The sequence below is a fragment of the Parvimonas parva genome, assembly GCF_016552165.1.
In the GTDB taxonomy this organism is placed as follows: Bacteria; Bacillota; Clostridia; order Tissierellales; family Peptoniphilaceae; genus Parvimonas; species Parvimonas parva.
Genome location: NZ_JACVDA010000008.1, coordinates 47,347 through 58,894 on the forward strand (window position 1 = coordinate 47,347; position 11,548 = coordinate 58,894).

The 11,548-nt window shown below is 28.8% G+C and carries 13 protein-coding genes and 1 pseudogene; all 14 read right to left on the bottom strand.

Annotated features, from left to right (window positions below):
* Nucleotides 1–1,461, bottom strand: coding sequence for a hypothetical protein (locus tag IBJ83_RS03740; protein WP_201275360.1), 1,461 nt, complete (start codon nucleotides 1,459–1,461; stop codon nucleotides 1–3).
* A gap of 371 nt (nucleotides 1,462–1,832) precedes the next feature.
* Nucleotides 1,833–2,639: pseudogene (locus IBJ83_RS03745) on the bottom strand (VirD4-like conjugal transfer protein, CD1115 family); the annotation flags it as partial.
* A gap of 11 nt (nucleotides 2,640–2,650) precedes the next feature.
* On the bottom strand, nucleotides 2,651–2,836 hold the full coding sequence (locus IBJ83_RS03750; RefSeq protein WP_195445733.1) for a transposon-encoded TnpW family protein: 186 nt from the start codon (nucleotides 2,834–2,836) through the stop codon (nucleotides 2,651–2,653).
* A gap of 109 nt (nucleotides 2,837–2,945) precedes the next feature.
* Nucleotides 2,946–3,953, bottom strand: a complete 1,008-nt coding sequence (locus tag IBJ83_RS03755; protein ID WP_201275361.1) for an ORF6N domain-containing protein — start codon at nucleotides 3,951–3,953, stop codon at nucleotides 2,946–2,948.
* Nucleotides 3,954–4,024: 71 nt separating this feature from the next.
* On the bottom strand, nucleotides 4,025–4,348 hold the full coding sequence (locus tag IBJ83_RS03760; RefSeq protein ID WP_001222544.1) for a hypothetical protein: 324 nt from the start codon (nucleotides 4,346–4,348) through the stop codon (nucleotides 4,025–4,027).
* A gap of 182 nt (nucleotides 4,349–4,530) precedes the next feature.
* The gene (locus IBJ83_RS03765) at nucleotides 4,531–5,283 is read right to left on the bottom strand and encodes a phage replisome organizer N-terminal domain-containing protein (RefSeq protein ID WP_201275362.1); all 753 of its coding nucleotides are present in this window, start codon (nucleotides 5,281–5,283) and stop codon (nucleotides 4,531–4,533) included.
* Nucleotides 5,284–5,285: 2 nt separating this feature from the next.
* A complete protein-coding gene (gene mobQ, locus IBJ83_RS03770) occupies nucleotides 5,286–6,938 on the bottom strand; it encodes a MobQ family relaxase (RefSeq protein WP_019595625.1) in 1,653 nt (550 codons plus the stop codon).
* A gap of 246 nt (nucleotides 6,939–7,184) precedes the next feature.
* Nucleotides 7,185–7,514, bottom strand: coding sequence for a DUF3847 domain-containing protein (locus IBJ83_RS03775; RefSeq protein WP_201275363.1), 330 nt, complete (start codon nucleotides 7,512–7,514; stop codon nucleotides 7,185–7,187).
* Between the two features lie 115 nt (nucleotides 7,515–7,629).
* On the bottom strand, nucleotides 7,630–7,878 hold the full coding sequence (locus IBJ83_RS03780; protein ID WP_438873585.1) for a hypothetical protein: 249 nt from the start codon (nucleotides 7,876–7,878) through the stop codon (nucleotides 7,630–7,632).
* 80 nt (nucleotides 7,879–7,958) lie between these two features.
* Nucleotides 7,959–9,506, bottom strand: a complete 1,548-nt coding sequence (locus IBJ83_RS03785) for a hypothetical protein (RefSeq protein ID WP_028078708.1) — start codon at nucleotides 9,504–9,506, stop codon at nucleotides 7,959–7,961.
* Nucleotides 9,503–10,213 carry an ABC transporter ATP-binding protein gene (locus tag IBJ83_RS03790; RefSeq protein WP_201275364.1) on the bottom strand — a complete coding sequence of 237 codons (711 nt, stop codon included), beginning with the start codon at nucleotides 10,211–10,213 and terminating at the stop codon, nucleotides 9,503–9,505. The genes IBJ83_RS03785 and IBJ83_RS03790 overlap by 4 nt, the downstream gene beginning before the upstream one ends.
* A gap of 66 nt (nucleotides 10,214–10,279) precedes the next feature.
* Nucleotides 10,280–10,588 (bottom strand): DUF1648 domain-containing protein, encoded by a 309-nt coding sequence (locus tag IBJ83_RS03795; protein ID WP_004825228.1) that lies wholly within the window; start codon nucleotides 10,586–10,588, stop codon nucleotides 10,280–10,282.
* A complete protein-coding gene (locus IBJ83_RS03800) occupies nucleotides 10,569–11,168 on the bottom strand; it encodes an SdpI family protein (RefSeq protein ID WP_019117181.1) in 600 nt (199 codons plus the stop codon). Before IBJ83_RS03800 ends, IBJ83_RS03795 begins: the two co-directional genes overlap by 20 nt.
* Nucleotides 11,158–11,433, bottom strand: coding sequence for an autorepressor SdpR family transcription factor (locus IBJ83_RS03805; RefSeq protein ID WP_004825167.1), 276 nt, complete (start codon nucleotides 11,431–11,433; stop codon nucleotides 11,158–11,160). Before IBJ83_RS03805 ends, IBJ83_RS03800 begins: the two co-directional genes overlap by 11 nt.
* Nucleotides 11,434–11,548: the final 115 nt, after the last annotated feature.

Sequence of the window (11,548 nt, forward strand, 5' to 3'; positions counted from 1 at the left end):
TTATCTTTCTAATTTATGATTTTCTTTTTTTATGTTTGATATTATTTTATTAATATTTATGTCTTTTTCTTTAAACTCTTTTCCAGGGGATATATTCCCATAAAAATTAGTATAAATTCCATAAACTTTTTTAGGACTATAATAAGAATTATTTTTTATGTTTAAAGTAGTTATTATGCTTTTAGGTATATCTATATCTTTTTCTAACTCAACATTAAGACCACTACCACATCCATTAACTTTATTAAAAAGTCCTAAACTTGTTTCTTTTGAAATATGAATATAATCTGATTCTAAGGAACTTAAAAGATTTTTAAATTCTAAATTATCAATAGCGAATGTTAATTCCATGCCAGATAAATCTGTTATATAATCATACATTTCTTCTTTTAAAGATTTTAAAAATTTTGACTTTTCTAATTTTTTATTATCTAATAAATCTTCAACATTATATCCTTGTGAATTTATTAAAATTGGTAATTTTGTTTTTTCTATAGACGATTTAAGTTCTTCCTTATCTACTAAATCATTTCTTAAATTTTTAGCTAAAAACTGAAATTTATGATAATCATTGTCCCAATTCGAATCCCCTATTGTAAAATAACAATGTTCAACTGTACTATTTTTAATTAATCCATCAATGTTAAAATCATAATCATATTCTTGATAAATATAGTTTTGTATTTCTTCATCTTTTAAAACAATTCCTAATTCGTCTTTGTTATCTATTATTTTATCAATTAAATATTTTTGTTGTTCTAATAAATCATTATTTATTAACCAATCAATAATATAAGTGTTTTTTGTTTCGTTTATAAAATCTGGATAAATTTTTTCTTTAAAATCTAATTCATTTATTATTCCTTGTTTTACTTCTTCAGGAATATTATAACTCCTATCCCAATACTCAATTATTTCTTTGTTAAAAATACGCTCTTTATTTTCTAAATAATCATCTATTATTTTATAATTTAAATACAAATTTTCTTCAACTATAATATCAACAAAATCTTTTGATATATCATTTAGCTTAAATGTAGAATAAATATCTTCGTTATATATTCTGTCTTTTATATTTTCTATTAATCTTTCTTCGCTTATTTTTAAATTTTCAATATTTATGCCTTTTTCATTTTTTAATTTAGATACTATTGAATTTATAACTATATTATATTTAAAAATATCCCTATTTTTTATAGAAATATTTTCTAGAGCGTTATCTGAAACCATATTATGACCTAAAAGTCTATATGCCGATATTCCATTCGGAATAAAACAATCATAGTTTTTAAAATCAACTATTATTTCTTGTGGTTTAGAATAAATATATATATTTTTTGAATTTTCATCGTTAGGTAAATACATTTCTATATTTCTTTCTAAAAACTTCATAAAAGAAGTGTTTAAACTACCATACATATTATTCTCATCATAATCCAATTTTAAATTTTTTAATTCCATTGTATTCTCCTTTTTAATATATTTTTTATATAATAATTTTATATTAAATTAATAAATAAAAATTTAAAAATTATACATTTTTACACTTTGTCTTTTTATTTTGTGTATGCTTATTTTTTAAAGCAAGATGATTTATAATAACAAGTGCAACACTTAATAAATTAAATAAAAAGAGAAGTAAATTTTCTTCACTTCTCTAACGCTACACATATTTAATTATTTATAAATTCATATACTCCAATATTTTCTATTTTTTCTTTTAAATCTCTATCTAAAATAGAAATTAATCTAGGTTCTTTTAATAATTCTAATTTCAAATTTTGTTCAGGTAAACTATTTATTTCACTAATATTAATTTTAGTAGTATCAAATTTTTTATAACTGGAAATATGATTTTTTAAATCAAATATTAAAGATTCCCCATACTTGCCGTCTGTTGTTTGGTTTATCCTTTTGTGTTTTAAAATATCGTATTTATTTGAAAACCAAGGATTAAAACCTCTTATTCTTAAAATACATTTTCCTCCATCCATAGTAAAAATTTCATTTACACTCATAAGTTCTTTTCCCAATCTATTATAATTTATAGATGAAGATTTATTTTGTGAAAAAGAATTTGATGTAGTCATTGTATCTATCGTTTCTTTGCCTAGCATTTCAGAAATATTTTTTAATGTACTCTCTTCCTGCCCTCCTAAAAATAAAGTTGAATCAGCATTTCCTATAATTGTATCAGTGTTATCTTTGTATATAGATTTAAGTTGTGATTTTGCTTGTAGTACAACTGAAGCACTTATCTCTCTAGAACGAATTGTAGCTATCAATTTTTCAAATCGTGGAATTAATCCAATATTTGCAAATTCATCTAATAAACATCTAACATGGATTGGTAATTTACCATTAAATTCATCATCAGCTTTTTTACATAATAAGTTAAAAAGTTGAGAAAACAAAATAGCTATTATGAAATTTAATGTTGTATCTGTATCAGATATTATTAAAAATAATGCTGTTTTCAATTTAACTACATTACCATCTAAATCTTTATAACCACCTATTTTATCTAATTCTAAGTTATCATCTTTCATAACTTCTCTAAGTTCATCAATTTCAAATGGAGCAAGTCTTGCTGCACAAGAAATTAAAATACTTTTAGCTGTTTTTCCTGTAACAAGTTGTCAAGGACTTTCTAATCATTTTTATGAGGTTTTTTATCTTTTTCTCGCTCCATTTCTCTAAGCATTATCCTTTTCAATTTATCTTGCATAGTTTCAGTCGCATTTTCATTAAAATGGACTACAACCTCGTAAGTTGCCCTTCCTATCTTCTTTATGGTCTTTGTTCCAGTATTTTGTTCATTTCTGTTTTCGTGCATATTATTTTCCTCCTATTAGTTGCAATTAAAAAAGACGATAGAATTTTATTTCTACCGCCTTTCGCAAGTCTTATAGCTATTCATTGAATAACGCTTTACCATTTACATATTAAATTTTCAAATCCTTATTGTTCAGCATTCCGCCAAACATCGTATGATACATATCCTTGGAAGATTCCTCTATCTTTGTAATACTTGATATTTTATTTCCTGCATCTTTTGATGAAGCTCCGCAAAGATAAAAGGCTTCACTGTCTGTTCCATAGTCAATGGCAATATATCTATCGTGATACTTTTTACCTGCAATTTTCATCTTCAGATTAATATTAGGGTAATCTTTTCTAAAATCGTTAAGGATATTTTTTGTAAGCATATCCTTGTTCTTCACATTGTCGCTAAAGACTATAATTTCAACATTGTCTTTTGCAGCCCTTAATAATTCTAAGGTTTTCAAGCCTATATAGTTGTCTATCACATAAATGCTTTTCTTTGCAGACTTATATATTTTGGTATAGGCAACATCTGCTTCAATCTTATCTCCGTTCATTAAAAGGAAATGCTTGTATGTGTCCGGATCTATAAAATTATCCATAACCTTTTTCAAATCTTCTTTTGTAGCCATTTGCGACTTTATTTCAGCTATATCCTTTGTATTTTGATTTGTCTGTACTGCTATTTGAACTAATTCTTTTGAACCGATAAAATCTTGGTTTTCAATGATAAAATCTTTCATTTGCTTAAATGTTCTAACTAAAGCTCTGCTTTGCTTAACAGCAAGTTCACCTCTTAATACAGTCATCAGCATATAAATACCTTGTTCTGTAAAGGCATAAGGATTGTATTTAATATTACTTCCTCTACCAGTCCCTCTGTTCAAGGTGAAATTTTTGCACCTTGAAAGTTCTACCATTTCTTCGTCCGTTAATTGGAACATGAAGTCTTCACCTTCAAATTTTTCTGCGTTGTTTTTCACCTGTCTATTAAAGTTTTTTGTTTCATAACCATATATTTCAGCTAAATCTGCATCAAGCATTACTTTTTGCCCACGAATAAGATATATTTTTTCTTGTATAGTTTTATTATCCACAATAACGATCTCTTTATTTTCTTCTGCCATGAAATGCACCTCCAACATTATCTAAATTCTTTTCCAATTCGCCACGCACTGCGTAGCTTTTTGAATAAGTCTTATATTCTTTTATATTTTTCTACTCCGCCTTCAGCTTTTCCGATGTGTTCCACATTTTTTACAAGTCCCTTATTTACATTTTCATAAAACCATCTGCCAATCAATGCCGGAGGTGTTGCGATTAACTCTCTCAAAACAAATTCTTTGTCCTTTGGTAAAGAGCTAATTTTGTTTAATAAGGTAGTATATAGGTCAGCATAGCTTGTATTTTCTTGTAAACTACTACACTTACAATATTCAGTAACGCTTGGGAAACCTCCCTCTATTGCTTTTTTAGTTAAAATTTCAAGTTCTTCATCGGTTACAGTAAATTGAATTCGCATTTATATATCCTCTCCTTATAACTGAGTTTATTACCATATCATTATCATTTTATCATAAATACGATATTTTTTCCATACCACAAATTTAAGCCCTTATACGATGTTTTTACAATTAGCCATAATCTGATACCTATTTTATTATTAACATTCTTAAAAAGCCTTTCCACCGTCTTATACGAGGTCTACAAGTGTTCACCCTTGTCATAATCTTCAAAGGTATATACTTTTGATTTACTGTTTTCCTTTAATTTCCCTTTGTCCTGTTCATACCAATGAACTAAGGTCGCATAATGGTCTTTGTAGTTTCTTCCTGTACTTTGCATATAGGTTGACAGCTTCTCTATCATTTTATCCCTATGACCTTGCATTTTATCCTTTAATTTTCCATATTCTTCATCGGTTAAGGAAACATTTTTATATTCTCCATAAAGGGAGGGGGATATTTTTTCTTTCTCCCCCTCTTTTTCTAACTCTATATCTATCTCTTTCTCTATCTCTATCTCTCCGTTGCAGTTTTGTTGCAAAAGGTTGCAAGGTGTTGCACCAGTGTTGCATTGCAACGCTTTTTGTCCTCTTGATTTCCTCGAACGCCTTGTAGACGCTGTTTCTGAACCTATAAGACTTGGGATTTCTGTTAAAAAATACTCGTCATTTTCTGTGATTATCTCCATCAATCCTTGTGCTACAAGATAATTTACTGTAACCATTACATCATCTTCCGTTTCATCAATCGTTAATGCAAGCTCCTTGATAAAGTCTGTTTCTACTCCGTCATAATACAGCTTCCCACTATCTTTTAAGCTAAGCAAAAGCAATTTGAGGTAAATGATTGTATAGGTATCTCCTCCTGATATTTTTCTTAGCCTTTTGATTCTCTTATCTGTAAAAAAATCTTCTTTCAATTTTAACCAATAGTATCTTCTGTTGTCTGCCATTTTTATCTTTCCTCCCCTGTATTTTTATAATTTTCTTTAGCCTTTTCCTTGGCTTTTTGTTTGTACTGCTCCTTTCTTTCCTCTTGCTCTTGGAATTTTTTCAGCTGTGCAATAACACTTGGTTTATCTCCTCTCTTAATTGCCTTATCTATCTCAATAGATAGGTCTATTCCATACTCGTCATTGACAATCTTTACTGCATATTTGATATGGTCTATCTGCTTAAATTCGTCTTGTACTTTAACTTTATCTTCCGTTAAACTTTGTATCTCTTTTTCAAGGTTTGATATTTCTTTTTGCCAATCACTTAATTTTATAGATGATGTCCCTGTAAATTTTTCTATGGTCTTTCTTGCTCTTAGATATCTGTCTATTCCTTTTTTATGAGAATTATAAAAGCTGTCTTTGAATATGGTTTTGCTTTTGTATTCCTGATAAACTTCTTTGTTTTCTTTGATAGAGTCTATGCAGCTTACACATTGATTTAAGTCTTTTATTCTTTGTGTTTTTTCTTGAATATCACCACTTATCTTTTTACTTTGTTTTGCAAGTTCAAAGACTTTTCCTTGTAGGTCTGCTATGGTTTGAAGATGATTATCTTTTAGATAGTAGATTGCTTTTACAAATCTCTTTAGGTCTGCATTTCCCTTTTTTATCTGTCCATAGTAGGATAGATTTTTTATTTTTTCTCCCTGTATCTCGTTATAGATAGAGATATATTCATAGAGGTTAAAGAGTTCGGCTTTGTTCTCAATCTCTTGTTGTCTTGTTTCTTTGTACTCGTCATATTTTGCTTGAAATGTAGAAACAAGTGAGTTAAGCCAAGAGTTAATCTCTAACAATTTTTCTTTAATTGCCTTAACTAAGGAGTTGTGCTTTTTTATTTCTCGGTTGATGTTTCCTTTGTCGGTTTCGATTCCTTTTTTCTCTAAGGCGCTGGCACTTGCTCCCATGTGAATGGTTGGGATTTCTTCTATCCCTTGTCTTTTGTAGGAACGATGATCCACTCTCTTTTCCTGATGATTTTTTTCTAAATACTGATTACAAAGGCTTGCAAAATTCTCTCGCCATTTCTCTGCGTTGCCTTTATCGTTCCAGTCTGTCAGCTCTACTTTTCTTGTTTTATAGTTTCCGCTTTTTAGTTTTATCTTTTCTCCGTTTTCATCAAGAACATATTCTTTTTTGCTTTTTGCCTGCCACTCTCCTTTTTCATTGATTGGTCTAAGGGTAGTCATAATATGAGCATGGATATTGTTATTTTCTTCATCACTTTCATCATGGATTGCAAGGTCTGCTATCATTCCTTTTGATGCAAAATTTTCTTGTATGAAGTCGATAATGAGTTTCTTGTTTTCTTCAAAAGATAATTCTTTCGGTAAGGCGATAATGAAGTTTCTTGCAAGCTGTGCATTGCTTGCTTTCTCATTTAGTTCAACGCTATTCCATAAAGTAGTTCTATCTTTTAATGCTATGGGGACATTCTCCGGCAAGAAGATTTCTGAATGTAAAAGTCCTTTTTTATTATGGTAGTCGTGAGTTACTCCGTCCCATTCATTTGTTAATTTCTCACAGGATATATATGCTGCACTTGCAACTGCCGATTTACTTTTTCCTCTGCTTATCATTGATATACTAAAGTGAAATGTTTCTGCCATCTGTATAAGCTCCTTTCGTTTATTGTTTGTTTTCAGGTAAAGAAAAAAGCAGACAGGTTATTTTTTGTATCTTTTCCTATCTGCTTTATCCGTATATTTTTATTAAGTTTTGGATTTTCAAAGACTTGCTAAAATCCCTTAGATTTTCTAAGGGCGCAATTATACACCCTAAAGGGTGCTTTGCGTTCAGCGAAACTTTTTGCCCTTGCAGGGAGCTTCTGAAAAAACTAAGTTTTTTTATTCTGTCTACTCGATGTCTGTTTTATCTTCTATATCTTTCCCATTTATCATTTCTTCATAGGCTTGTCTGTATTCTTCTGTGTGAGTAGAGATGTTTAACAGCTTTTCTATATCCTCATTGGTAAACATAAGAGGATTTTTAATTACCTTTTCTACTATCAAGCCTCTTTGAATAAGCCTATGATTTCTTCTTGTTCTCTCTTTTTTATTTGCTAACTTGACTAACATTTTTTCTCTATTCTTTAGTTGTCGTAACTGAATTTCATAGCTTTCTTTTTCTTCCTCAAGCTCTGCAATTTCTATTTGTACTTCTTGTAATGTTTTTTCTTTTTTCATTTTCTATTTTCCTCTCTTTCTAATTTTGAGCAAAGAAAAAACAGTAAACCTTTTTGATCTACTGCTTTTCTCGTTAGCCATTATTTAATTATTAGTTAAACAAACTGATAGTTAACTACCAATTAAAATGAGTAATAGCACCTAACACCATTATTAATATCCCGGTCATTCTAATCCAAATTTTTAAATTAGAATATCCTTTATAGTTTTCAGGTTCTACTGGATTTAAAACAAAAAACAATCCAAAAAGACATGCTCCAATATTAGAAAACCATTTAACATCTGTAACACTGCTTATAATAAACCCTAAAAACATACAAATAATTCCAATTGTTATTTGCCTATTAAAAGTTAAATTTTTCAAAAATCTCATCCTCTCATAAATTTTCATTCATTTATCTCTATATTTAATTTTATTTTTACTTCATAGGTATTTTCTTTACATCAATTGCAAAACTTTACAGATAAGCTATCTCTATACAATTTCCAACAAATAATCAACATTAAGCTGCATAATATGAACATAATCGTTTGATATGACAACTCTAAAAAAATCATCATAGTAACAGGTGTTGCAATCATCAAGATTGCAATAAAATTTGTTAGTATGGCTGCTGTACTATGCTTAACTACACTTATCTCATCATTCCATTTAAGTTTCATGTATCGCATGTTTAGATAAAGACCTACAACAGAAATAAATAATGAATAACATATCGGAACAATCAATACAAAACTCATTTGAAGCAAATTCAATTTAGTTTTCAAAAGAATCATCATTACTGCAAGTACATATCCAACAAAGTGTATTAAAACATTAACCGCTATTTTACTATTTATGATTTTTCTTGTAGACACTGGTGATGATTGTAATATCCATAGGTTATTGCCTTCCAATGATATGGACGATGATGTAGTGCAAGACATTATTAAAAATGAAGCAATAAACAATGAACCATATTGAGTAAGTATTGATTCCAATGAGCTTATTCCTAACAGATTTTCTATATTAGAAATTCCAAATATAATACATCCACATGATACAAAACACAAAATCATAATGCCCAAAGAAGTATTTATCACATAACTACTTGAGCCTAAATACCTCCTCAATTCTTTTTCAAACAACGCTCTAAATGGTGTTTTTGTCTTAATAATTAAGTTACTCTCTCTTTTCCCTTGAAAACTTCTATTTAGAAATAGATGTATTTTATCATAATTTTTCATTGAGAAAGTGAAATACAAGCTAAATATCGCAACTGAAATCAACAAGAAAATAACAAGTCTAATTTGTAAACTTTCTCCGATATATAATAGCTTTGCAAAGGGAAATATTTTTATAAGTTTATTCTCAATAATTTTTTCTAACGCTAAATATTTCGCCCCACGATTTATTGATATAACTATAAAATATCCCATGAAAAGCAAAAATGATAATGTGATGTTCACAATATTTTTTCTTTTACATAAACTACCTAACATCTCAATTAAAATCGCCAAGCCAGAAGCCACACACATAGGAATAATAGGGATAATTATGCTTGCTACTAAAAAAATCAAAAATAGTTCAATTGAAATGTATTGTTTTAATAATAATAAAATTACATCTGGCAGCAATACGCTTTCACATATAATTAAGTCTATTAAATATAATAGAAAAAACTTACTTGCAATGATTTCAGATTTTTTTACCGGAAAAGAACTAAGCATTTCAAAATCTTTGTTATAAAAGAAAATAGAATTACTTCTAAAAATCGTTGCTAAAACCACAAAGAAAAACGATATGGAAACTCCATACGATACAGCATACTTATATAACCCAATTTCTATAATTGATTTTATTGAAAAGAAATTGTACAAGCAAACCAACATAAATACAGAAAATAGACTCAATGAAGTATATATCAATGTTTCTTTTTTGTTTTTCTCTCCATTACCGATATTAAGGAGATTGATCACTTGATTTTTTACAAGTATGACAGTATTTTTCATTTTTTAATCATCTCCATAAAATATTGCTCTAATCCATCAGAGTTTTTTAATATTTCTGTTGTTTTACCCTCAAAAATCAAACGTCCATTATCTATCATGGCAATTTTATTACAAAGCTTTTCTGCAACTTCTAAAACATGTGTTGAAAAGAAAATTGCTCCACCATTTCTCGCTAACTTTCTCATTTCTTCTTTTAGCAAATATGATGATTTGGGATCTAATCCCACGAAAGGCTCATCCATTACTAATAACTTAGGGGAATGAATCAATGCTGAGATAATCACAATTTTTTGTTTCATACCATGTGAATAGGATGAAATTGTATTGTTTAGAAAGGATTTCATTTCAAACAAGTTTGAGAAATAATCTAACTTTTCCTCTCTTACATTTTTTGCGACTTCGTATAAATCAGATACAAAATTGACATATTGAAAGCCTGTCAAATTTTCATATACATCAGGATTATCCGGTATATAAGCAATATCTTTTTTATAAGTTTCATTTTTTCTGCTTACTTTTTTACCATTAACAATGATTTCACCATCAAAATCATGTATTCCCACGATAGCCTTTATAGTTGATGTCTTACCTGAACCATTAGAACCAATAAACGCATATATATCACCTGCTTCTACCGTTAAATTTAAGTTAGCAATTGCAACATGACCATTACTATAGGTTTTCGAAAAATTATTTATTTTCAGCATAATTCCTCCTAAAAATAGCCCCAGCAGAATAATCTGTCTGGAGCTATTTTACTCTGCACTATGTTCTTATCTCAAAGCTAAAAATATTACCAAGAAACTAATTGCTATTACACTTAATGGTACAAGATAGTATTTCCATGTTGCTTTTTCACTTCCTTGAAACTTTGCAAATGCAATAAAGTTAATAAGCAAATATGCAAATGGCGCTCCGTAAGTTAAGTAGGTTTTGGCGATAGTACCATTAACATTTCCAGATGAATCCCAATGTACTGGTACTATATCTGGTAAATTCTTACCAAATACCAAGAAAATGCCAACTGTAGCTAAGCATAAAATACTACTAATAATTAGGTGCTTAATCTTTGATGATTTCATTTTTCTCCTCCTTTTCTTTTTTTAATAACACAATGGAATATATCAATGGAATGACATATAGCAGCATTGCATAACTAATCATCCAAAACCATTTATTTGAAAGACCAACGGATAGTATCAAAATGCCACATATAATCCATAAATATCCCGCCAACCTATGCACTTTAAACCATAGTACCGGTCTATCTAATAACCAGAAAAATTTCAGTCCTACAAATCTACTTGGTTTTGTTTTTGGCAAATAATTCCCAACTGTAATAATGGTTAAAGCTACTAAAACATGTATTATTTTCTGAGTATAGTTTTCATTCGCTTGATTAAAAACATACTTTCCATATTGTGATATAGAAAATAACGCAGGAACACTCATTGCAATAGGCAATACTAATTTATGTGGCAATCTATCTCTTTTCGCCAGCATCCCACCAATTATATCTAAGCCTATGCTAAATACCGAAATTATCATTGGTAGTATATACAACTTATAGAAACTAATTTCTCTATTTCCGTTAGTTAATGAGTATATACTTGCTGAAAAACTAAGTAGTATTATTACCACATACCATTTTTTATTCTTCATTTTCCACTCCTTGAAACTGTGATAACCAAATTATCATTTCCTCAAATACGGATATATTTATGTCATAGTATATAAAATTCTTATACTTCCTCTCCGTTACTAATTCTGCTTTTTTTAGCAAGGATAAATGATAAGAAATGGTTGAATTAGATAAATCATATTTTTCAGCAATTTCTCCTGCTGTAAGTGATTTTTGCTTTAAGGAAAGTAAAATATCACGCCTTACAGGATCTGCCAATGCTTTAAATGTATTCGGAAATCCCACTCAAATTACCTCGTCTAATCTATTTTAAACTTCAAAATTCTATTTCGATATATTTCTAAATAGATTATACTATTTTACAGAATGTATGTCAACTCTATTTCGAAAATATTCGAAT

Excerpts from the sequence above, each read along its gene's own strand:
- IBJ83_RS03785 (WP_028078708.1), bottom strand. The coding sequence starts at position 9,506 with ATGAAAAATACTGTCATACTTGTAAAAAATCAAGTGATCAATCTCCTT.
- IBJ83_RS03795 (WP_004825228.1), bottom strand. The coding sequence starts at position 10,588 with ATGAAATCATCAAAGATTAAGCACCTAATTATTAGTAGTATTTTATGC.
- IBJ83_RS03760 (WP_001222544.1), bottom strand. The coding sequence starts at position 4,348 with ATGCGAATTCAATTTACTGTAACCGATGAAGAACTTGAAATTTTAACT.
- IBJ83_RS03740 (WP_201275360.1), bottom strand. The coding sequence starts at position 1,461 with ATGGAATTAAAAAATTTAAAATTGGATTATGATGAGAATAATATGTAT.
- IBJ83_RS03800 (WP_019117181.1), bottom strand. The coding sequence starts at position 11,168 with ATGAAGAATAAAAAATGGTATGTGGTAATAATACTACTTAGTTTTTCA.
- IBJ83_RS03755 (WP_201275361.1), bottom strand. The coding sequence starts at position 3,953 with ATGGCAGAAGAAAATAAAGAGATCGTTATTGTGGATAATAAAACTATA.
- IBJ83_RS03750 (WP_195445733.1), bottom strand. The coding sequence starts at position 2,836 with ATGCACGAAAACAGAAATGAACAAAATACTGGAACAAAGACCATAAAG.
- mobQ (WP_019595625.1), bottom strand. The coding sequence starts at position 6,938 with ATGGCAGAAACATTTCACTTTAGTATATCAATGATAAGCAGAGGAAAA.
- IBJ83_RS03775 (WP_201275363.1), bottom strand. The coding sequence starts at position 7,514 with ATGAAAAAAGAAAAAACATTACAAGAAGTACAAATAGAAATTGCAGAG.
- IBJ83_RS03765 (WP_201275362.1), bottom strand. The coding sequence starts at position 5,283 with ATGGCAGACAACAGAAGATACTATTGGTTAAAATTGAAAGAAGATTTT.
- IBJ83_RS03790 (WP_201275364.1), bottom strand. The coding sequence starts at position 10,213 with ATGCTGAAAATAAATAATTTTTCGAAAACCTATAGTAATGGTCATGTT.